The sequence below is a fragment of the Streptomyces sp. NPDC002499 genome (genome assembly GCF_053595415.1).
Window position 1 is genome coordinate 73,695 of the sequence record NZ_JBSFXO010000003.1, and the last position, 21,927, is coordinate 95,621.

General features: G+C 68.6%; 15 protein-coding genes. 11 read left to right on the forward strand and 4 right to left on the reverse strand.

The window, feature by feature from the left end; all coding sequences use genetic code 11:
• Positions 1-127: 127 nt before the first annotated feature.
• Positions 128-1,621: a GTPase HflX gene (gene hflX / locus ACWD5F_RS08465; RefSeq protein WP_451252396.1), complete on the forward strand. Its 1,494-nt coding sequence runs from the start codon at positions 128-130 to the stop codon at positions 1,619-1,621.
• Between the two features lie 144 nt (positions 1,622-1,765).
• Here hflX and ACWD5F_RS08470 read toward each other — a convergent pair whose 3' ends face one another.
• Positions 1,766-2,971, reverse strand: coding sequence for a trypsin-like serine peptidase (locus ACWD5F_RS08470; protein WP_451252398.1), 1,206 nt, complete (start codon positions 2,969-2,971; stop codon positions 1,766-1,768).
• A gap of 200 nt (positions 2,972-3,171) precedes the next feature.
• The gene (locus tag ACWD5F_RS08475) at positions 3,172-4,398 is read right to left on the reverse strand and encodes a trypsin-like serine peptidase (RefSeq protein WP_451252399.1); all 1,227 of its coding nucleotides are present in this window, start codon (positions 4,396-4,398) and stop codon (positions 3,172-3,174) included.
• Positions 4,399-4,623: 225 nt separating this feature from the next.
• On the opposite strand from ACWD5F_RS08475, the gene ACWD5F_RS08480 reads away from it, so the two are divergent.
• The 6 genes from ACWD5F_RS08480 (at position 4,624) to ACWD5F_RS08505 (ending at position 14,584) form a co-directional block, all read left to right on the forward strand.
• Positions 4,624-5,256 carry a DUF1345 domain-containing protein gene (locus tag ACWD5F_RS08480; protein WP_401722190.1) on the forward strand — a complete coding sequence of 211 codons (633 nt, stop codon included), beginning with the start codon at positions 4,624-4,626 and terminating at the stop codon, positions 5,254-5,256.
• A 129-nt stretch (positions 5,257-5,385) separates the two neighbouring features.
• Positions 5,386-6,321 carry a Dyp-type peroxidase gene (locus tag ACWD5F_RS08485; protein WP_451252401.1) on the forward strand — a complete coding sequence of 312 codons (936 nt, stop codon included), beginning with the start codon at positions 5,386-5,388 and terminating at the stop codon, positions 6,319-6,321.
• Between the two features lie 132 nt (positions 6,322-6,453).
• On the forward strand, positions 6,454-8,778 hold the full coding sequence (locus ACWD5F_RS08490; RefSeq protein ID WP_451252403.1) for an FdhF/YdeP family oxidoreductase: 2,325 nt from the start codon (positions 6,454-6,456) through the stop codon (positions 8,776-8,778).
• Positions 8,779-9,124: 346 nt separating this feature from the next.
• Positions 9,125-11,227, forward strand: a complete 2,103-nt coding sequence (locus ACWD5F_RS08495) for an IucA/IucC family protein (RefSeq protein ID WP_451252404.1) — start codon at positions 9,125-9,127, stop codon at positions 11,225-11,227.
• Positions 11,228-11,281: 54 nt separating this feature from the next.
• On the forward strand, positions 11,282-12,091 hold the full coding sequence (locus ACWD5F_RS08500; RefSeq protein ID WP_451252406.1) for a GNAT family N-acetyltransferase: 810 nt from the start codon (positions 11,282-11,284) through the stop codon (positions 12,089-12,091).
• Between the two features lie 444 nt (positions 12,092-12,535).
• Complete coding sequence (locus tag ACWD5F_RS08505) at positions 12,536-14,584, forward strand: ATP-dependent DNA helicase (protein ID WP_451252408.1); 2,049 nt, start codon at positions 12,536-12,538, stop codon at positions 14,582-14,584.
• Positions 14,585-14,764: 180 nt separating this feature from the next.
• Here ACWD5F_RS08505 and lexA read toward each other — a convergent pair whose 3' ends face one another.
• A complete protein-coding gene (gene lexA / locus ACWD5F_RS08510) occupies positions 14,765-15,544 on the reverse strand; it encodes a transcriptional repressor LexA (protein ID WP_123997280.1) in 780 nt (259 codons plus the stop codon).
• 563 nt (positions 15,545-16,107) lie between these two features.
• On the opposite strand from lexA, the gene nrdR reads away from it, so the two are divergent.
• On the forward strand, positions 16,108-16,659 hold the full coding sequence (gene nrdR / locus ACWD5F_RS08515) for a transcriptional regulator NrdR (protein WP_401722174.1): 552 nt from the start codon (positions 16,108-16,110) through the stop codon (positions 16,657-16,659).
• A gap of 165 nt (positions 16,660-16,824) precedes the next feature.
• Entirely contained in the window at positions 16,825-19,722 is a 2,898-nt protein-coding gene (locus ACWD5F_RS08520) for a vitamin B12-dependent ribonucleotide reductase (RefSeq protein ID WP_451252410.1), read from the forward strand.
• A gap of 117 nt (positions 19,723-19,839) precedes the next feature.
• On the opposite strand, the gene ACWD5F_RS08525 is transcribed toward ACWD5F_RS08520, so the two are convergent.
• Positions 19,840-20,373, reverse strand: coding sequence for a TerD family protein (locus ACWD5F_RS08525; RefSeq protein ID WP_451252412.1), 534 nt, complete (start codon positions 20,371-20,373; stop codon positions 19,840-19,842).
• Positions 20,374-20,532: 159 nt separating this feature from the next.
• Between ACWD5F_RS08525 and ACWD5F_RS08530 the strand changes: the two genes are divergently transcribed.
• Both ACWD5F_RS08530 and ACWD5F_RS08535 read left to right on the forward strand, forming a co-directional pair.
• Positions 20,533-21,138: a YdbC family protein gene (locus tag ACWD5F_RS08530; protein ID WP_401722166.1), complete on the forward strand. Its 606-nt coding sequence runs from the start codon at positions 20,533-20,535 to the stop codon at positions 21,136-21,138.
• 119 nt (positions 21,139-21,257) lie between these two features.
• Positions 21,258-21,917: a histidine phosphatase family protein gene (locus ACWD5F_RS08535; RefSeq protein WP_280879735.1), complete on the forward strand. Its 660-nt coding sequence runs from the start codon at positions 21,258-21,260 to the stop codon at positions 21,915-21,917.
• The last annotated feature ends 10 nt before the right edge of the window (positions 21,918-21,927 follow it).

A 21,927-nucleotide genomic window follows, 5' to 3' on the forward strand; every position in this document is an offset into this window, starting at 1 on the left:
ACGAGACGAGGCGTCCCGTGCGACCATCGTTCGGTCGGCGCGGGACGGGACACGGGAATCTCCCGGGGTACTCGGACGTTGAGACTGATGAGCGCCGTATCGCACTCCCCATCTACGTAAGGATCCAATGACCTCCTCTTCTTCCCCTTCCCAGGACGCCAAGCGCTTCGCGCACGACAACCCAGACGGTCTTCGGGCCGATGCCCTGATGGAAGAGGACGTCGCCTGGAGCCACGAGATCGACGGAGACCGGGACGGCGAACAGTTCGACCGCTCCGAGCGCGCGGCCCTGCGCCGTGTGGTCGGCCTCTCCACCGAACTCGAGGACGTCACCGAGGTCGAGTACCGCCAGCTCCGGCTGGAGCGGGTCGTCCTCGTCGGCGTGTGGACCACGGGCACCGCACAGGACGCGGAGAACTCCCTCGCGGAGCTCGCCGCCCTCGCGGAGACCGCCGGCGCACTCGTGCTCGACGGTGTCGTCCAGCGTCGCGACAAGCCCGACGCGGCCACCTACATCGGCTCCGGCAAGGCGACCGAGCTCAGGGACATCGTCCTGGAGACCGGCGCCGACACCGTGATCTGCGACGGTGAGCTCAGTCCGGGCCAGCTCATCCATCTCGAAGACGTCGTCAAGGTCAAGGTCATCGACCGTACGGCCCTGATCCTCGACATCTTCGCCCAGCACGCCAAGTCCCGAGAGGGCAAGGCGCAGGTCGCGCTCGCGCAGATGCAGTACATGCTGCCGAGGCTGCGCGGCTGGGGTCAGTCGCTGTCCCGGCAGATGGGCGGCGGCTCGGGCGGCGGCCTCGCCACCCGTGGTCCCGGTGAGACCAAGATCGAGACGGACCGGCGACGGATCCGCGAGAAGATGGCGAAGATGCGCCGGGAGATCGCGGAGATGAAGACCGGCCGCGACATCAAGCGCCAGGAGCGCAAGCGCCACCGGGTGCCGTCGGTCGCCATCGCGGGCTACACCAACGCCGGCAAGTCGTCCCTGCTCAACCGCCTCACGGGCGCGGGCGTCCTGGTCGAGAACTCCCTGTTCGCGACCCTGGACCCGACCGTCCGCCGGGCGGAGACCCCGAGCGGCCGGCTGTACACGCTGGCCGACACCGTCGGATTCGTCCGGCACCTGCCGCACCACCTGGTCGAGGCGTTCCGTTCCACCATGGAGGAGGTCGGCGAGTCCGACCTGATCCTGCACGTGGTGGACGGCTCGCACCCCAACCCGGAGGAGCAGCTGGCCGCCGTGCGCGAGGTGGTCCGGGACGTCGGCGCCACCAAGGTGCCCGAGATCGTCGTGATCAACAAGGCGGACGCGGCCGACCCGTTGACGCTCCAGCGGCTGATGCGGATCGAGAAGCGTTCCATCGCGGTCTCGGCCCGTACCGGCCAGGGCATCGCGGAGCTGCTCGCGCTCATCGACAACGAGCTGCCGAGGCCGTCCGTCGAGATCGAGGCGCTCGTGCCGTACACCCACGGCAAGCTGGTCGCCCGCGCGCACGACGAGGGCGAGGTGATCTCCGAGGAGCACACCCCGGAGGGCACGTTGCTCAAGCTGCGGGTGCATGAGGAACTGGCGGCGGAACTCACGCCGTACGTTCCGGCGCCGCTGATCTGAGTGTCGTAGGACGTCTGTCGCGACTGGGCGTCCGTGGCATGTGGGACGTCCGTCCCGTTGAACGGCCCGAAGGCCCGCCCCTGTTCGATCGGGGGCGGGCCTTCGGCGTTGCCTGCGGTGTCGGTTTCTCCGGCTTCTCCGGCCTCACCGGCCGCCGTACGTCCGGCTCATGTTCTCGTAGAGCGACTCGGCCGTCCGTCCCAACTGCGGGCCGGCCAGCCAGGTGTTGTCGGACGGGCCGATCGACGTGTTGGAGACCAGCTCGGTCTCGCCGTCCACCACCCGGAACCAGCCGCCGCCGGACGAGCCGCCGGTCATGGTGCAGCCGATGCGGTACATCGTCGGCAGGGTCGGGTCCAGCGAGAACCGCCCTGGCCGGTCGAGGCACTTGAACATCTGCAGACCGTCGTACGGCGGCGCCGCCGGGTATCCCCAGGCGCCCATCTCGGGAACCTTGGGCGCGGACGGCGCCGAGAAGTCGACGTCGAGCGCCGCACCGACCGTCTCCTCAAGGGACTTGGTGCCCTGTTCGGGCTTCACATGCAGCACGGCGAAGTCGTACGCCGCACCCGCGCCGCCCGACTCCGAGCCGCCCTGGATCCACTGGCTGGAGGTCGACGCCCAGTCCGCCCACCAGTTGCCGTACGGGGCGATCTCGGCGGCGTTCACGTTGCTGAGCTGCGACGCCGACTCGCCGAGGTCGTTGTAGGCCGGGACGAAGGCGATGTTGCGGTACCAACCGCCGCCCGCGCCCGCGTGCACACAATGCCCGGCCGTCCAGACCAGGTTGGACCTGCCCGGATGGTTCACGTCCTTGATCACCGTGCCCGAGCAGACCATCGAGCCCTCGGGGGAGTCGAAGAACACCTTGCCGACCGGGGCCGCGTTCTCGTGGTACGGCGTCATCTCGGCCGTGGCCTCGACGGGCGCCGGCACCGGGTCACTGACGCCCTGGTCGGCGGCGGCGTCCTTGGTCGACACCGTCTTGTTCGCCTCGTGGGCGGACTTCATCCGCTCGGGTTTCCAGAGGTCGTCGATCACCGGGTTGACGAAGTCCTTCGCGGCGCTGAGCCACTTGTCCTTGTCCCAGTCCTTCCAGCCGCCCTTGGCCCACTCGTCGACATCGATCCCGTGCTCCTTGAGCCTGCTCGCTATGTCGGCCGGGATGTACGGCTTGCCGTCGCCGGTGCCGGACGACTGCGAGGCGGTGGCCGGCTTGTCGCCGGCGCTGTCGTCGTCCGCGCCGTTGCACGCGGTCGCGGTCAGGGCGAGCGCGGTGAGCAGGCCGGTGGCTGCAAGTGCGGTGCGCCGGTGGCGGCCCGGCCCAGTGGGTGTGCGGGTGGAAGGCATGGTGCGATAACCCCCGTTGAAACGTGCGGTGTTGGTGCTCCCAGTGGTGCCGTGGCCGGTGAGTGGTGTCGCCCGGGGGTCGAGGGCGGACGGGGACGGGGTGGTGAATGTGTTCCTGGGCACCCCGTCGCCCGCCGTGTCCGTCTACCGCGTCCGCTGATCCGTCACGGTCCGCTGTCCCGTCACCGTCCGCTGCTCCGTCACTGACCGGCGAACTTCTCGCTCACCGAGTCGTACACGCCCTTCGCCACGTCGCCCAGCCGCGGACCGGCCAGCCAGCCCGCGGTCACCGGACCGATCGAGGTGTTGGACACCAGCGCCGGCTTGCCGTCCGACCCCGTCGCGACCCAACCCCCGCCGGACGAACCGCCGGTCATGGTGCACCCGATCCGGTACATCGTCGGGTCCGCGGTGTTGATCGACAGCCGACCCGGCTTGTCCTGGCACTGGTACAGCAGTTGGCCGTCGAACGGAGCCGCCGCCGGATAGCCGGTCGCCGTGATGCTCGCGACCTTCGGCACGGCCGGGGCGTTGAAGTTCACCGGCAGCGCCGCACCGACCGTCTCCTCGAGGGACTTGCCGTTGCTGCCCTTCTCGGGCGTCACATGAATGACGGCGTAGTCGTACGAGGCTCCGTCGCCGCCGGTCTCGCCGCCCTGCTCGATCCACTGCTGGGAGGTCTGCGCCCAGTCACCCCAGTACACGCCGTAGGGAGCGGTCTCCTCGCGGGTGGCGTTCTCCAACTCGGCGGCCGACTTGCCCTGGTCGTTGTACGACGGCACGAACGCGATGTTGCGGTACCAGCCGCCCTTCTTGCCGGCGTGCACGCAATGGCCCGCCGTCCAGACCAGGTTGGACTTCCCCGGGTGCGCCGGGTCCTGCACGACCGTCGCCGAGCAGACCATCGTGCCCTCGGGGGAGTCGAAGAACACCTTGCCGGCCGTCGCCGCGTTGGCGTGGTACGTAGGCGGCACGGCCTTCGCGTCCACCGGCTCGGGCGTCGGGTCGGTCACGCCCTGGTCGCCCGAGAGGTCGCTGTCGTCGACGCCCTTGTCCGGGTCGTCGGCGTCCCGCATCCGCTCCGGGTCCCACAGGCCCTTGATGATCGGGTTGACGAAGTCGTCGGCCTCGCGCAGCCAGTCGTCCTTGTCCCAGTTCTTCCAGGCGCCGTCCTTCCATTTGTCGATGTCGATGCCGTGCTCTTTGAGCTTGTCCCTGATGTCGTCCGGGATCTTGAGCCCGCCGTCGTCCGACGCGGCGGCCGCGGCCGAGGCCCGCCCGTCCGCCTTGGTGTCGTCGCCGGAGCCACAGGCGGTGGCGGTGAGTGCCAGCGCGGAGGCGATCGCGACGGCGGTCAGCACGGGGGAGACTCTGCGGCGCGCACTCCTCCCCGGGCGGGTGGTGAAGGACGGCCGGATGGGTCGCATGGTCTGACTCCCCCTGGGTTCAACGGATTTCGGCGGAACGGCAACACAGACTATGGGTCCGCTGTGGGTGACGTCGCACGGAACGGCAACGGTTCGGCTACAAGCGGTCTGACCTGGGTGTCGAGGGTTCTGACCTGGCCATCGAGGGGGCCGACGCGACCCGCTTCGCCGACCCGGCGGGCCCTGCCGAGCCGGACGGTGCCGATGGGGCTACGGTGTTCACCCATGGGGACTCGTCAGCCGCTGAACGCCCTGTCCAGGCTCGCCGGCGCGACGGTCCTCGGAACCGTCGTCGGTGTGGCCGTCGGGCTGCCGACCGACCTGGATCTGGGTCTGATCGCGGGCATCGCCGCCACGGAACTCATCTTCGTCGTGACGGGCTGGGTGGTGCTGTGGCCGATGGACGCCACCGACACCCACCGCAACGCCCAGCGCGAGGACTTCCGGCCCCTCGTCGAGGAACTCCTGGTCGTCGCGGTGGCCCTGGGTGGACTGGTGGCCATCGTGCTGCTGCTCGTGCGCGGCCGATCCGATCCCGGCCACGCCACGGCCACGACCGCACTGTGCGCGGTCTTCCTGGCCTGGGCAGCACTGCACCTGATGTACGCCGCCCGCTACGCGTACGTGTACTACGAGACCGGCAAGGGGATCGACTTCAACTCCGACCAGCCGCCGGCGTACCGGGACTTCTTCTACTTCAGCTACAACCTCGGCATGACCTACCAGGTCTCCGACACCGACGTCTCCAGTCCGGAGATCCGCGCGATCGTGCTGAGGCACTCGCTGCTGTCCTACGTCTTCGGCACCAGCATCCTCGCCACCGCCATCAACCTCGTCGTGGGCCTCGTCGGCGGCTGAGCCACTGTGTCCCTTGTGTCCTCGGTGTCCTCGTGCGGATTTCCCGGGGACACAGCAGGATGGCGGAGAACGGACCCACCCCGGGACCCCTCGCGGGACCCGTCTCGTACAGGTTGAGGAGGCCGACCCGTGGTCGAGTCGCAGCCAGTGATCGTCCCTCCGGCCAGGGCTGCCATGTTTCTCGTGGTCACCATCACGCCGGGGCAGGAGGAGACGGTCCGCGATCTGCTGGAGGACGTCTCGGGGCTGCGCCGCTCGGTCGCCTTCCGCGCTCCCGACGACGAACTCACCTGTGTCGTCGGCATCGGATCGGACGCCTGGGACCGGCTGTTCAGCGGACCGCGCCCGCAGCAACTGCATCCGTTCGTCGAGTTGACCGGTGACCGGCACCGGGCCCCGTCCACGCCGGGCGACCTCCTCTTCCATGTACGCGCCCGTCGGATGGACCTCTGCTTCGAACTGACCCGGCTGTTCGCCGAACGGCTGGCCGGCGCGGTCACGGTCGTCGACGAGGTGCACGGCTTCAAGTACTTCGACGAGCGGGACCTGCTCGGCTTCGTCGACGGCAGCGAGAACCCCGAGGGCCGGCTCGCTTCCGACGCCGTGCTCATCGGTGACGAGGACCACGCCTTCAAGGGCGGCAGCTACGTGATCGTCCAGAAGTACCTGCACGACATGACGGAGTGGAACGCCCTGCCCGCCGACGAGCAGGAGAACGCCATCGGACGCACCAAGCTGGCCAACCTCGAACTCCCCGACGACGTCAAACCCGCCGACTCCCACGTGGCCCTCAACGTCATCACCGACGAGGACGGCAACGAGCTCAAGATCGTGCGGGAGAACATGCCGTTCGGGACCGTGGGCACCGGCGAGTTCGGCACGTACTTCATCGGCTACGCCCGTACGCCCGAGGTGACCGAGCGGATGCTCCGGAACATGTTCCTCGGCAACGACGGGGCCAAGCACGACCGGATCCTCGACTTCTCGACGGCGATGACGGGATGCCTGTTCCACGTGCCGACCGTCACCTTCCTGGACGACCTGCCTGCGGCGCCGACGGGCTGACCTGGGCTGGTCGGACGGGCGAGCGGTTCGGGCGGAAGCGTGTCCTGCCGAATCGCGTCGGCGTGGGCACTGTGGAATCGTAGATGTCTGAAAAGCGCATTTCTCCTGGTGCCTGCCCGCCCGGACGGGGAGATGGTGAGACCCGTGACCACCACGCACGACGGTCAGAACGGTCCGCAGCCGCACGTGGGGCCCGATCCACAGGGCGAACCACAGGCCCACCCCTACCGCCACCCCGCCGCCGGCTGGGGCGCGGCCAAGAGCGTGGGCAAGGTGCTGGTGCGCGAGGGCGCGCTCGTGGACGGGCCACGGGCGATCATGCGGATGAACCACGAGAACGGCGGCTTCGACTGCCCCGGGTGCGCCTGGCCGGACGACACCAAGGGCCTGCACCTGGACATCTGCGAGAACGGCATCAAGCACGTCACCTGGGAGATGACCCCCAAGCGGGTCGGCCGTGACTTCTTCGCCGCCCATTCGGTCACCGAACTGTCCGGCTGGAGCGACTTCGACCTGGAGGACCAGGGCCGGCTCACCGAACCGATGGTCTACGACCCCGAGTCCGACCACTACGTCCCGATCGGCTGGCACGACGCGTTCGAGACGGTCGGGCGTGTCCTGCGCGAACTGGACAGCCCGAACCAGGCTGCCTTCTACACCTCCGGCCGGCTCGGCAACGAGGCCACCTTCCTCTACCAGTTGATGGCCCGCGAACTGGGCACGAACAACCTGCCCGACTGCTCCAACATGTGCCACGAGGCCAGCGGGCGCGCGCTCACGGCGTCCCTCGGCACAGGCAAGGGGACCGTCGACCTCAAGGACTGGGAGGCCACCGATGCCCTGTTCATCATGGGCGTCAACGCCGCCTCCAACGCGCCCAGGATGCTCACCGCCCTGGCCGAGGCATACCGGCGCGGCGCGCAGATCGTGCACATCAACCCGCTGGTCGAGGCGGCGGCGACCCGCACCATCGTGCCGCACGACTTCACCGACATGGCCCTCTTCAAGTCGACGCGGACCAGCACCCTGAACCTGCAACCGCGCATCGGCGGTGACATGGCCCTCCTGCGCGGCGTCGCCAAGGCGATCCTGGAACAGGCCCGGACCGACCCCAAGGCACTGGACCAGGTGTTCCTCGACCGCCACACCGAGGGCTTCGACGCCTACCGGGCGCTGTGCGAGGCCACCCCCTGGGCGGAGATCGAGCGCCAGTCGGGGGTCGACCGCGACGACATCCTCAAGACGGCACGCGTCTACCGCGACGCCGACCGCAGCATCGTCAGCTGGTGCCTCGGCGTCAGCCAGCACGAACACGGCGTCGACACCGTCCGCGAGATCGTCAACCTCCTTCTGCTGCGCGGAAATCTGGGGCGCGAGGGCGCGGGACCGTCTCCCGTACGCGGGCACAGCAACGTGCAGGGCAACCGCACCTGCGGCATCGACCACCGGCCCACCGAGACGTTCCTGGAGCGCCTCGCCGAGGTCTGCGCGATCGACCCGCCGCACGAGCACGGTCTGGACACCGTCGGCACCATCCAGGCCATGCACCGCGGCGAGGTGAAGGTGTTCGTCGGCATGGGCGGCAACTTCGCGCTCGCCGCCCCCGACACCCCGTACACCTACGAGGCCCTGCGCACCTGCGACCTCACCGTCCAGGTCAGCACCAAGCTCAACCGCAGCCATCTCGTGCACGGCAGGCGGGCGCTCATCCTGCCGTGCCTGGGCCGCACCGAGAAGGACCAGCAGCGCCACGGCGTCCAGCGCACCTCGGTCGAGGACTCGATGAGCATGGTCCACCTCTCCCTCGGCATGAAGCGCCCCGCCTCGCCCCACCTGCTCTCCGAGCCCGCCGTCATCGCCGGAATGGCCCGCGCCGCCCTGCCCGACAGCTCCACCCCCTGGGAGTGGTACATCGAGGACTACGACCGCATCCGCGACACCATGGCCCAAGTCCTGGACGGCTTCGAGGACTTCAACCGCCGGGTACGGCTCCCGCTCGGCTTCCGCATCAAACAGCCCGCCCGCGAACTGGTTTTCCTCACCCCGTCGGGCCGCGCCGAATTCTCCACCGCGCCCCTGCCCGACGTGGTCCCCGCCCCGGGCACCCTGGCGCTGGGCACGATGCGCTCCCACGACCAGTGGAACACCACCATCTACTCCGACAACGACCGCTACCGCGGCATCGAGAACCTCCGCACCCTCGTCTTCATGAACAAGGACGACATGCGCGAACGCGGGCTCGCCGAGTTCGACCCGGTGGACATCACCAGCACCGCCAAGGACGGCACCCGCCGCCACCTCAACGGCTACCTGGCCATCCCCTACGACATCCCGCGCGGCTGTGCGGCCGGCTACATGCCGGAAATGAACGTCCTGTGCGCCATCGGCGACTTCAGCACCCAGAGCGACCAGCCACTCATGAAGCACGTCAAGGTCACCATCGAACCGGCCGCCTAACAGCGCGACTTGGGACGCGACGACATCAACGTCCATGCCCCGGCAAGGATTGTGAGGCCACCCGTAACCCCGTGCACGCAGCGGGGTTGGTACCGATGGGGGTCCTGCTGTCCGTGTCCGGCCTCCGCGGTGGCAAATCCCCTTTCCACGGCGGCAGGACAGGAAGCCTCGGCGCGCGCGCAGCTCTGCCGACTGTCTTCCACACATGACCGGTACCCCTAACTCCTTGCATTCAGCACGATCACCAGACCAGGCAAAACACCAGGCTGACCACCAGGCAAAGCACCAGGACGAACCGCCAGCGCGAGCCGACCGCACGGCCCAGAACCACCCATGAGGAACCACCTTGAACACCACCTCCGCACCCGACTCCCACGCACCGACGCCCACACCGGTGCCGTGCCAACAGGGCGACACCTCGGCGCAGGTCAGGGTTCCGGAGCAGGCCAAGGCGCCGGAGACATCGGAGACGCCGGAGGCCCCGGTCCCGTCGCAGAGCCGCACCCCGCACGTGGAACCCCCGCGCCCGCCTCACACCCTCGCCAACCCGCTGGACCACGCCGACCCACTGGAAAACGTCGACCCCATCACCGCAGCTGACGCCGCCACCGTCGAAAACCTCCTCCGCTGCTGGGTACGCGAGACCGGCATCCCCGCCCCCGCCGACGGCACCCTCCGCATCTCCCTCCCCGCAAGCGGTACGACTCTGCACGCCCCGATCCACTACTGGTCCCCGACCGGCTGGCACCGCTTCGGCATCCCGTACTTCGCCGACGCCCCTGACTCCGACGCCTCTGAATCCGACCGGTCCTCCTCACCGGCGGACGCGGTCACGGTTGCGGCGCTGCTGGCCCGGGAGACGCCTGTTGCTACCCCTGCGCCTGTTGTCACCCCTGCGCCCTCGACTTGCCCTAAGTCCACCGCTGGTCCTGAGTCCACCTCCGGTACCGCGCCCACGACGAACCCCGCGCCCGCACCTGACCTTGCCGACATGCCCGGCCCCGACCTGGTCGCCCGCGTCATCGACTCCCTCCGCCGTACCGCCACCTTCCTCACCCACCGCCGCCGGCACCCTTCCGACGGCCCCGACCTCTTCCTCGCGGCCGAACAGGCCCTCCTGCTCGGACACCCCCTGCACCCGACCCCCAAGAGCCGCGAAGGTCTCTCCGAGTCCGAAGTACGGCTGTACTCACCGGAATTGCGAGGCTCCTTCCCCCTGCACTGGCTCGCTGTCGCTCCATCCGTACTCGCCACCGACTCCGCCTGGACCGAGCGCGGTCGTCTCGTCCCCGCGCCCCACCTCACGGCACGACTTGCTGGTGGCGAGCACCCCTTGCTGCCCGATGGTTACGCGGCCCTGCCCATGCACCCCTGGCAACTCCGGGAGCTCCGCCGGCGCAGTGAAACCGCGGCCCTGCTCGACGCCGGACTGCTCCGCGACCTCGGAGTACAAGGCCTCCCGTGGCACCCCACCTCCTCCGTACGAACCGTCCACCGCTCGGGCGCCCCCGCCATGCTCAAGCTGTCTCTGGGCCTCCGCATCACCAACTCCCGTCGTGAGAACCTCCGCAAGGAACTGCACCGAGGCGTCGAGGTCCACCGCCTGCTGCGCAGCGGCCTCGCCAAGCAGTGGCAGGCAGCCCATCCTGGGTTCGACATCGTCCGCGACCCTGCCTGGCTCGCCGTCGACGATCCGAACGGTGTCCCGGTTGCCGGCCTCGACGTGGTGGTCCGGCACAACCCGTTCAGCCCCTCGGACGACGTCTCCTGCATCGCCGGACTCGTCTCGCCCCGACCGCGTGACCCGGAGGCGGAGGGCCGGCCGACCATGCGATCCCGACTCGCCGACCTCGTCACGAGCCTGGCCCGCCGAACCGGCCGTCCGCGTGGGGCCGTTGCCGCCGAGTGGTTCCTGCGCTACCTCGAACAGGTGGTCCGCCCCGTGCTGTGGCTGGACGCGGAGGCCGGGATCGCGCTGGAGGCCCACCAGCAGAACACGCTGCTTCTGCTGGACGCCGACGGTTGGCCCGCAGGCGGTCGTTACCGCGACAACCAGGGCTACTACTTCCGCGAGTCCCGTCGCGCGGAACTCGACGCCCGGTTGCCCGGTATCGGCGAGCACAGCGACACGTTCGTCTCCGACGAGGTCACCGACGAGCGGTTCGCCTACTACCTCGCCATTAACAACGTGCTTGGCCTCATCGGCGCGTTCGGCTCCCAACGTCTGGCCGACGAACGCGTGTTGCTCGCCGCCTTCCGCCGCTTCCTCGGCGATGTCGCCTCCGGCCCCGCGCGGCTGCGCACCTCCCTGCCCGCCCGCCTGCTCGACTCACCCGTACTGCGCTGCAAGGCCAACCTTCTGACCCGACTGCACGGCCTCGACGAACTCGTCGGTCCGGTCGACACCCAGTCCGTTTACGTCACCATCGCCAACCCCCTTCACCTCTGAGCACCTGAGGAACGTCCCACCCCGCCTACCGAGACCTCTGAGAGGAGCGTCACTGTGCTTCCCACTGACGCCGGAGCGAACGCAGCCCCCGCCTCTGTCTCCGCCGCCCCCGCCTCTGCCGTCACCGACCTGGGCGCCGGCATCGGATCCGACTGCGAGGACACGCTGGACCTGCGTCTGCCCGACGAGCTGATCGCGCTCTTCGCTCAGGACACCGCTGCCGGCACCGACTCTCACGCCGACCTCCGCGACCGGTCCCCTCTAGACGCGTCCGTCACCGATCCGTTCTCCGACGACCTACTCGACCAGATCGCCGACTGGGGCCCTGTTCTCACGCCCGCGGGCGTGTTCCAACTCGTCCCCGTCCACATCGAGCGAGACGTCCCGCTGATCAGCCGCTGGATGAACGACCCCGCTGTCGCGGAGTTCTGGGAGTTGGCCGGCTTCCAGGCCGTGACCGAGGACCACCTGCGGGCCCAGCTCACCGGCGACGGACGCAGCCTTCCCTGCCTCGGGGTGTTGGAGGGCACGCCTATGAGCTACTGGGAGATCTACCGGGCGGATCTGGACCCACTGGCCCGCCACTACCCCGCTCGACCTCACGACACCGGAATCCACCTCGTTATCGGCGGCGTCGCCGATCGCGGGCGAGGGCTCGGCAGCACGCTGCTCCGAACCGTCGCTGATCTGGCCCTGGACAAGCGGGCCGCCTGCGCGCGTGTCATCGCGGAACCCGACATTCGCAACACCCCTTCCGTAGCTGCCTTCCTGCGCGCCGGATTCCGTTTCTCCGCCGAGGTCGACCTGCCCGCCAAGCGGGCCGCCCTCATGATCCGAGACCGGTCCCTGCGCGACCTGCTGTAACGCCATGCCGCGACATCGCTACTTTTGGTACACCGCTCGCGCCGAGCCGGTTCCCACTTCCGCCGAACTGATTTCCGCGCCTGCGGATCGGCTGCCGCCGACCGAACGCCGACCGAACGCCGAATACCGCACTGCCGGCCGCGTTCCCGTTCCACCTCTCGGACGCCCGGCTTTCGGACAGCCCATTCGCGACCACGTCCCGCGCGATCGGGCCCCCCTCGCGACCCGACGCGAAACCGCACCCACGCCCCACCGATCGGATCCGATGCCACCCCAACCACAGCCGATCCCCACTCGGCCCTCATCCGATCCGACTCCGGTCGGACTCCGACCCCATCCCGCTCCGCCCCGGTCACCGGCCGAGACGACCAAGGTCCTGATCCCATCGCTCCCACCAGGCTTGATCACCCGTTTGTCAGTCCCGGGCCGTAGGGTGGTCGCCCTATGACGAAGTCCTCACTCCCCGAACTCCTGCATGCTGCCGTCACTGCTGTCGGCGGTTCGGAGCGCCCTGGCCAGGTGACCATGGCCGAAGCCGTCGCGGAGGCTTTCGACGGCGGTTCCCATCTGCTGGTCCAGGCCGGCACAGGCACCGGAAAGTCGCTGGGCTATCTGGTGCCCGCGCTCGCGCACGGGGAGCGGGTCGTCGTGGCGACGGCCACCCTCGCCCTGCAGCGCCAGCTCGTCGAGCGCGACCTGCCGCGTACGGTCGACGCACTGCATCCCTTGCTGCGCCGCCGCCCGGAGTTCGCGATGCTCAAGGGCAGGTCGAACTACCTGTGCCTGCACCGTCTGCACGAGGGAGTTCCGCAGGACGAGGAGGAGGGCCTCTTCGACCAGTTCGAGGCGGCCGCGCCGACCAGCAAACTGGGCCAGGACCTGCTGCGCATGCGCGACTGGGCCGACGAGACGGAGACCGGCGACCGCGACGACCTCACGCCCGGTGTCTCCGACCGCGCCTGGGCCCAGATCTCGGTCTCCTCCCGCGAGTGCCTGGGCGCGACCAAATGCGCGTACGGCGCCGAGTGCTTCGCAGAGATGGCCCGTGAGCGCGCCAAGCTCTCCGAGGTGATCGTCACCAACCACGCGCTGCTCGCGATCGACGCCATCGAGGGCGCCCCGGTCCTCCCGCCGCACGAGGTACTGATCGTCGACGAGGCGCACGAACTGGTCTCCCGGGTCACCGGTGTCGCCACCGGCGAGCTCACTCCCGGACAGGTCAACCGCGCTGTGCGCCGCGCCGCGAAGCTGGCCAACGAGAAGGCCGCCGACCAGCTCCAGACCGCCGCCGAAGGCTTCGAACGGCTGATGGAACTGGCTCTGCCGGGCCGCCTCGAAGAGATCCCGGAAGACCTCGGCTACGCGCTCATGGCGCTGCGCGACGCCTGTCGTACGGTGATCTCCGCGATCGGCGCGACGCGTGACAAGTCGGTCCAGGACGAGGACGCGGTCCGCAAACAGGCGCTGGCGTCCGTGGAGAGCGTCCACGACGTGGCGGAGCGGATCACGAACGGCTCCGAGTGGGACGTCGTCTGGTACGAGCGTCACGACCGCTTCGGCGCCTCCCTGCGGGTGGCCCCGATGTCCGTGTCGGGCCTGCTCAGGGAGAAGCTCTTCACGGACCGATCCGTGGTCCTGACCTCGGCCACGCTGAAGCTCGGCGGCGACTTCAACGGCGTCGGCGCCTCGCTCGGGCTGGCCCCGGAGGGCACCGAGGGCGAGGACATCCCGCAGTGGAAGGGCGTCGACGTCGGCTCGCCCTTCGACTACCGCAAGCAGGGCATCCTGTACGTGGCCAAGCACTTGGCGCGCCCGGCGCGCGACGGTGACCGCGCGGACATGCTGGACGAGCTGACGGAGCTGATCCAGGCCGCCGGCGGGCGCACCCTCGGTCTCTTCTCCTCGATGCGGGCGGCCCAGCTCGCCGCTGAGGAACTGCGCTCCCGCATCCCGGAGTTCCCGATCCTCCTACAGGGCGAGGAGACCCTCGGCGAGCTGATCAAGAACTTCGCGGCCGATCCGAAGACCTGCCTCTTCGGCACCCTCTCGCTCTGGCAGGGCGTCGATGTCCCGGGAACCAGCTGCCAGTTGGTCGTCATGGACAAGATCCCGTTCCCGCGCCCGGACGACCCGCTCATGAGCGCCCGCCAGAAGGCAGTCGAGGACGCCGGGGGCAACGGCTTCATGGCTGTCGCTGCCACCCACGCGGCGCTGCTCATGGCCCAGGGCGCCGGCCGCCTCGTACGGGCGTCGGGGGACCGTGGCGTGGTCGCCGTACTGGATCAGCGCCTTGCCACGGCTCGATACGGCAGCTATCTGAAGGCGTCACTGCCCGACTTCTGGTTCACGACGGACCGCAACCAGGTCCGGAAGTCCCTCGCCGCGATCGACGCGGTCGCGAAGAAGGCCGAGGAGCAGGCGGAGACCGAGGAGCAGGCGGAAGTCGAAGAGCAGGCGGAAGCTGAAAGCCAGGCGTCGGCCGAAGACGAGTGATCGGGGGTCGGCCTGGCGCACCTGTGCCAGGCCGACCCCCGATCCACATCAATCAATTGACCACCGAGGGCCGAGACCCGCCAACCGCCGGAGGGCAACGCACAGGGCCCCGGAACCGGCGCAGGGGTTCCGGGGCCCGGTCAGGGAGCGGGGTCCGTCAGGGCCCGCCCGTCGCGGCTGTCACACGCGCCGCAGGACTGCCACCACCTTGCCCAGGATGGTCGCGTCGTCGCCGGGGATCGGCTCGTACGCCGAGTTGTGCGGGAGGAGCCAGACGTGGCCGTCCTCGCGCTTGAAGCGCTTCACGGTGGCCTCGCCGTCGAGCATCGCGGCCACGATGTCACCGTTCTCGGCGACCGGCTGGCGGCGGACCGTGACCCAGTCCCCGTCGCAGATCGCGGCCTCGATCATCGAGTCACCGACGACCTTGAGGACGAACAGCTCACCGTCACCGACCAGTTGGCGGGGGAGGGGGAAGACGTCCTCGACCGACTCCTCGGCCAGGATCGGGCCACCGGCGGCGATACGGCCCACGAGGGGGACGTAGGACGCGGCGGGCTTGCCGGCGGTGTCGGTGGGCTGCACGGAGGCGGCCTGGTCGGAACCGCGCACCTCGTACGCGCGCGGGCGGTGCGGGTCACGGCGCAGGAAGCCCTTGCGCTCCAGTGCCATCAACTGGTGTGCGACCGAGGAGGTGCTGGAGAGGCCGACGGCCTGTCCGATCTCCCGCATCGACGGTGGATATCCCCGTCGCTGCACCGAGTCCCTGATGACCTCGATCACCCGGCGCTGCCGGTCGGTGAGCCCTGAGCTGTCGGCCCGGATGCCTGGCGGTCGCCCTGGTAGGGAACGCTTGTGTCCCTCGGGATTCACGGCTTCGTTCATCGCATGCACCGGCTCGAGTCGGCCCTGGGAGCGGTCCTGGGCAGTGATGGTGGCACTGTCTGCGGTGGTGGTCACGTCGGCCCCTCTCGATGGTCTCCCTGCTGGACAACGGTAGTTGCTTTCGAAAGGTTGCGCCAAACACACGTTCGAGTGAAAAACCGTGGATAACCTGACTTGATCATGTGTCTGGGTGTATGGCTGACGCGCTTCCGGTGGACGAAGGTGCCCGAGTTCGTGCTCTTCACCGCCGGGGTGGTGGCCTCGTGGGTTGTCGCCCCAGTCTGCCATCCGGCATCCCGTCGACCGGGTACCGGCCCCCATTTCTGCGGGAGTCGCACGTCCTCTCCGTGTGGCGCCCACGGTATCTCCGCATGTGTCGCAGCGGTACGGTCGTGCCCGCTCGTTTCCGCTGCGGCGGGTACAGGCGTACGGCACATGCCAATACGTGCGCGACACGCGTGTTCGGCGTGTTTGGCAAGCCAAATCCCACATCTAGTGGTTGGATTGCGGCAGCAGCCCAGAAGTTGTGGTCCCCCGGGTCTTCGAACGCTTGGCGATCGCCTATGCTTGGGGCTGCTTCGAGGGTCCGACGGGCCCGGCGAGGCCATTGAGTCTGCTGTGAGGAGGGTTGGAAGATCATGCACTGCCCCTTCTGCAGGCACCCCGACAGCCGTGTCGTCGACAGTCGTACGACCGACGACGGCACGTCGATCCGCCGGCGCCGCCAGTGTCCGGACTGCTCCCGTCGTTTCACGACCGTGGAGACGTGTTCGCTCATGGTGGTCAAGCGGTCCGGAGTCACCGAGCCTTTCAGCCGTACCAAGGTCATCAACGGTGTGCGCAAGGCATGCCAGGGACGACCTGTCACCGAGGACGCACTCGCCCAGCTCGGCCAGCGGGTCGAGGAGGCGGTGCGGGCCACCGGAAGTGCCGAACTGACCACCCATGACGTCGGGCTGGCCATACTCGGCCCGTTGCAGGAACTCGACCTCGTCGCCTATCTGCGATTCGCCTCCGTCTACCGGGCGTTCGACTCGCTCGAGGACTTCGAGGCCGCGATCGTGGAACTGCGGGAAGCGACGCCAGGCCCCGCCGCGGACGACGAAGACGCGGGATCGGGAAGCCAGGAAGACGACGGCGGGTCCGGAGGGACTGTTCAGGTCCCCGTACCCGCCCACTCCGCCGACTGACCGGCGGGCCGGAACCGGGCGCGAGCCCCGGGTCCGGCCGGGCGGCGGCGGACCAGGACTTGTCGCGGAGCCATGAGCGTTTCGGCGGCCGCGACACCAGACAAACACTCTGCCACGGGAACATCGTGGCATTTCAGGGCGTTTTTGCCTGTACAGGGAGGCGGCATGACAGAGACGGCGAGCGGTCCGGCACGAGGTTCCCGCACGAAGGGCACCAAGGCGACCAAGGGACTGCGTATCGAGCGTATTCACACCACTCCCGGCGTGCATCCGTACGACGAGGTGGAGTGGGAGCGTCGTGACGTCGTCATGACCAACTGGCGCGACGGCTCGGTCAATTTCGAGCAGCGTGGCGTCGAGTTCCCCGCCGAGTGGGCGGTGAACGCGGTCAACATCGTCACCAGCAAGTACTTCCGCGGCGCTGTGGGCACCCCGCAGCGTGAGGTGAGCCTCAAGCAGCTCATCGACCGCATCGTGAAGACGTACCGGAAGGCCGGCGAGGACTACAAGTACTTCGCCTCGCCCGCCGACGCCGAGATCTTCGAGCACGAGCTGGCGTACGCCCTCCTGCACCAGATCTTCAGCTTCAACAGCCCCGTGTGGTTCAACGTGGGCACCCCGCAGCCCCAGCAGGTCTCCGCCTGCTTCATCCTTGCCGTCGACGACTCCATGGAGTCGATCCTCGACTGGTACAAGGAAGAGGGCATGATCTTCAAGGGGGGCTCGGGCGCCGGTCTGAACCTCTCCCGGATCCGCTCCTCCAAGGAGCTGCTGTCGTCCGGTGGCAACGCCTCCGGTCCGGTCTCCTTCATGCGCGGCGCCGACGCCTCCGCCGGCACCATCAAGTCCGGTGGCGCCACCCGGCGCGCGGCCAAGATGGTCATCCTGGATGTCGACCACCCCGACATCGAGGACTTCATCCAGACCAAGGTCAAGGAAGAAGAGAAGATCCGCGCCCTGCGTGACGCGGGCTTCGACATGGACCTGGGCGGCGACGACATCACGTCGGTGCAGTACCAGAACGCCAACAACTCGGTCCGCGTGAACGACACGTTCATGAAGGCCGTCGAGAACGGCGACCAGTTCGGCCTGACGTCCCGCATGACCGGCGAGGTCATCGAGAAGGTCGACGCCAAGCAGCTGTTCCGCAAGATGGCCGAGGCCGCCTGGGCCTGCGCCGACCCGGGCATCCAGTACGACGACACCATCAACCAGTGGCACACGTGCCCGGAGTCCGGCCGCATCAACGGCTCGAACCCGTGCAGCGAGTACATGCACCTGGACAACACGTCCTGCAACCTCGCCTCGCTGAACCTGATGAAGTTCCTCAAGGACGACGGCAAGGGCCACCAGTCCTTCGAGGTCGAGCGCTTCGCCAAGGTCGTCGAGCTCGTCATCACCGCGATGGACATCTCCATCTGCTTCGCGGACTTCCCGACCCAGAAGATCGGCGAGAACACGCGCGCGTTCCGCCAGCTCGGCATCGGCTACGCCAACCTCGGCGCCCTGCTGATGGCGACCGGCCACGCGTACGACTCCGACGGCGGCCGTGCGCTCGCCGGTGCCATCACCTCCCTGATGACCGGCACGTCGTACAAGCGCTCCGCCGAACTCGCCGCGGTCGTCGGCCCGTACGACGGCTACGCCCGCAACGCGCAGCCGCACCTGCGGGTCATGAAGCAGCACTCCGACGCCAACACCACGGCCCCGCGCGCGGACGACCTGGACACGCCGATCTGGGCCGCCGCCACGGAGTCCTGGCAGGACGTGCTGCGGCTCGGTGAGAAGAACGGTTTCCGTAACTCCCAGGCGTCCGTCATCGCCCCGACCGGCACCATCGGTCTCGCGATGTCCTGCGACACCACCGGACTTGAGCCCGACCTCGCGCTGGTCAAGTTCAAGAAGCTGGTCGGCGGCGGCTCGATGCAGATCGTCAACGGCACCGTCCCGCAGGCCCTGCGCCGCCTGGGTTACCAGGAGGAGCAGATCGAGGCGATCGTCGCCCACATCGCCGACAACGGCAATGTGATCGACGCCCCGAGCCTCAAGCCGGAGCACTACGAGGTGTTCGACTGCGCCATGGGCGAGCGTTCCATCTCCGCGATGGGCCACGTCCGCATGATGGCCGCCATCCAGCCCTGGATCTCCGGCGCGCTGTCCAAGACGGTCAACCTGCCGGAGACGGCGACCGTCGAGGACGTCGAGGAGGTCTACTTCGAGGCCTGGAAGATGGGCGTCAAGGCGCTCGCGATCTACCGCGACAACTGCAAGGTCGGCCAGCCCCTCTCCGCCAAGACCAAGGAGAAGGAGAAGGTCGAGGTCACCGAGAAGGCCGAGGCGACCATCCGCGAGACGGTCGAGAAGGTCATCGAGTACCGCCCGGTCCGCAAGCGTCTGCCCAAGGGCCGTCCCGGCATCACGACGTCCTTCACGGTCGGCGGCGCCGAGGGCTACATGACCGCCAACTCCTACCCGGACGACGGTCTCGGCGAGGTCTTCCTGAAGATGTCCAAGCAGGGCTCCACCCTCGCGGGCATGATGGACGCCTTCTCCATCGCCGTCTCGGTCGGCCTCCAGTACGGGGTGCCGCTGGAGACGTACGTCTCGAAGTTCACGAACATGCGCTTCGAGCCGGCCGGTATGACGGACGACCCGGACGTGCGGATGGCACAGTCGATCGTCGACTACATCTTCCGCCGCCTGGCGCTCGACTTCCTGCCCTTCGAGACGCGGTCCGCGCTCGGCATCCACTCCGCTCCGGAGCGTCAGCGTCACCTGGAGACGGGTTCGTACGAGCAGTCCATCGACGACGAGGTCGACGTCGAGGGCCTGGCCCAGTCGGCGCCGCGCGCCCAGGAGCTGAAGGCCGTGGCCACGCCGAAGGCCGAGGTCGAGGCTGCCAAGCCCGCCCCGCAGCAGGCGCACACCAGCGCCGAGTTGGTGGAGATGCAGCTGGGCATCCAGGCCGACGCCCCGCTGTGCTTCTCCTGCGGCACCAAGATGCAGCGGGCCGGCTCCTGCTACATCTGCGAGGGCTGCGGCTCGACCAGCGGCTGCAGCTGACGGAGGGCGGGACCTATCCGTCCCGCCTGACAGGCAGTCTCTGAGAGAACATCTTTAAAAGAGGAGGGGCACCGGCCATGTGTCGGTGCCCCTCCTCTTCGTGTCGCCGCTCCTCGGTCAGGGCTGGTGCGCCTGGCCCATGCTCCTGATGAAGGTCGCGGGATCGTCCTCGAAGCCGTGGATCCCGGGACGGAACGTCCAGGTGCCGGAGCCCTCACGCACGAACTCCCCGACGGCAGCCGCCGTCGACCCCAGGACGTCACCGAAGTCGTCCTCGGCCAGGACGGTGTAGCCCTCGCGGATCCGCAGGCCCGGGTTGAGCACGCCCACGAAGGTCTTGTGCGTCGAGGGCTGCTGGATGACGATGCCGACGACCACGCGCGTGTAGCGGCTGTTGAGCCGGTCGAGCTCCAGCGTCATGACCTCGTCCCAGCCGAAGCCCTTGCCGTCCTTGCTGTCCCGGTTGAGATAGATGGTGCCGTCGGGGGACCTGCTGTCGAAATACACCACGTACGAGGGAGCGCCGTACGGATCGCTCTCCTCGTAGGTCGCGGCAACGATGTCCAGATCGGTGGGCGGCTGCCCAGTGGGACTCGGATCCCATTTCAGCCCGACCTCGACCTTGCGGATGCCCTTCTTGAGGCCGTTCACCAGACTTCCCCTTCCCCGTTTCCCCTATGCCTTCTGCGGCCCGAACTACCGGGCGGACAGGGCCGATTGTCCATCCTGCCACGCGCGTGTGTACGTGGATGGACGAGCTGTCCGCCCGAGCGTGACCGGCGCCACGCTCCGTGGCCTTACGATGGCGCGGTGCTGGTCAAGTGGATTCGCTGCACCGTGGTGGACCGCCGCGGCTTCGAGCGCGGGCAGCGAAAGTGGGCGGGGCTTCTGGGGGAGCCGGGGTTTCGGGGACAGGGTGGTGGGTGGAGTCGGCAGAGGCAAGGCGTGGCGCACGTTTTCGCGTTCTGGGAGAGCCGCGCCTTCTACGACTCCTTCATGGCCCGCTCGCACGACCGGCTGGCCTCGGCTCAGTCGGGGACCTTCAAAGATGCCCAGGTCAAGCTCTTCGACCACCGCTTCGACGTGAAGACCGGCTTCGAGCCGCGCTTCACGGACGCCGACCTGGTGCGGGTTGCCCTGGCTCGTATTCACGAGGAGCGCGTGGACAACTTCACGCTCATGCAGGAGAAGGTCTGGAATCCCGCCATGGCCGGCTCGCCGGGCATGATCCGCGGGCTGTTCGGCGAGGCGCCCGGGCACGAGTTCCTGGTGCTGTCCATGTGGCGGCAGGCCGCCGAACACGGCAAGTACCGCACGGAACGGGTGGAGCGGCTCGCCCTGCGGGCCCAGACGGAGGCCGACGTGGCAGCCCTCACCGGCGACATCGTGGACCTGGAACCGACCTGGACGGTCTGAGCACCGACCGCGTGACACACGCACTCCTACGGGGCGCGAGGTGCGGGAATTGTGTGACCTACGCCGTATGGAGCCCGTACGAGTGCTCGATCTGCCCTCACCCGATCTAGGGTTTTGGCATGGCACGACCACGGCGGATCATCCTTGTCCGGCACGGAGAGTCAACGGGCAATGTTGATGACACCGTGTACGAGCGCGAGCCCGACCATGCGCTCGCGTTGACCGAGCGCGGCTGGCAGCAGGCGGAGGAGACGGGTAAACGCATTCGCGAGGTGCTCGGCCGGGAGCGCGTCAGCGTGTACGTGTCCCCGTACCGCCGCACGCACGAGACCCTGCGCGCCTTCCACCTCGACCCCGACCTCATACGGGTGCGCGAGGAGCCCCGGCTGCGTGAGCAGGACTGGGGGAACTGGCAGGACCGCGACGACGTACGCCTCCAGAAGGCCTACCGCGACGCATACGGTCACTTCTTCTACCGCTTCGCCCAGGGCGAGTCCGGCGCCGACGTGTACGACCGGGTCGGCGGTTTCCTGGAGAGCCTGTACCGCAGCTTCGAGGCCGCCGACCACCCGACGAACGTGCTGCTGGTGACCCACGGTCTGGCCATGCGGCTGTTCTGCATGCGCTGGTTCCACTGGACGGTCGCCGAGTTCGAGTCGCTGTCGAACCCGGGGAACGCGGAGATGCGGATGCTGGTGCTCGGGGACGACGGCAAGTACGTCATGGACCGGCCGTTCGATCGCTGGCGCGACCCGGAGCCGTACGGGGTCACCGGATAGGGTCGGAGGA

Excerpts from the sequence above, each read along its gene's own strand:
- hflX (WP_451252396.1), top strand. The coding sequence starts at position 128 with ATGACCTCCTCTTCTTCCCCTTCCCAGGACGCCAAGCGCTTCGCGCAC.
- ACWD5F_RS08470 (WP_451252398.1), bottom strand. The coding sequence starts at position 2,971 with ATGCCTTCCACCCGCACACCCACTGGGCCGGGCCGCCACCGGCGCACC.
- ACWD5F_RS08475 (WP_451252399.1), bottom strand. The coding sequence starts at position 4,398 with ATGCGACCCATCCGGCCGTCCTTCACCACCCGCCCGGGGAGGAGTGCG.
- ACWD5F_RS08480 (WP_401722190.1), top strand. The coding sequence starts at position 4,624 with ATGGGGACTCGTCAGCCGCTGAACGCCCTGTCCAGGCTCGCCGGCGCG.
- ACWD5F_RS08490 (WP_451252403.1), top strand. The coding sequence starts at position 6,454 with ATGGTGAGACCCGTGACCACCACGCACGACGGTCAGAACGGTCCGCAG.
- ACWD5F_RS08505 (WP_451252408.1), top strand. The coding sequence starts at position 12,536 with ATGACGAAGTCCTCACTCCCCGAACTCCTGCATGCTGCCGTCACTGCT.
- nrdR (WP_401722174.1), top strand. The coding sequence starts at position 16,108 with ATGCACTGCCCCTTCTGCAGGCACCCCGACAGCCGTGTCGTCGACAGT.
- ACWD5F_RS08520 (WP_451252410.1), top strand. The coding sequence starts at position 16,825 with ATGACAGAGACGGCGAGCGGTCCGGCACGAGGTTCCCGCACGAAGGGC.
- ACWD5F_RS08535 (WP_280879735.1), top strand. The coding sequence starts at position 21,258 with ATGGCACGACCACGGCGGATCATCCTTGTCCGGCACGGAGAGTCAACG.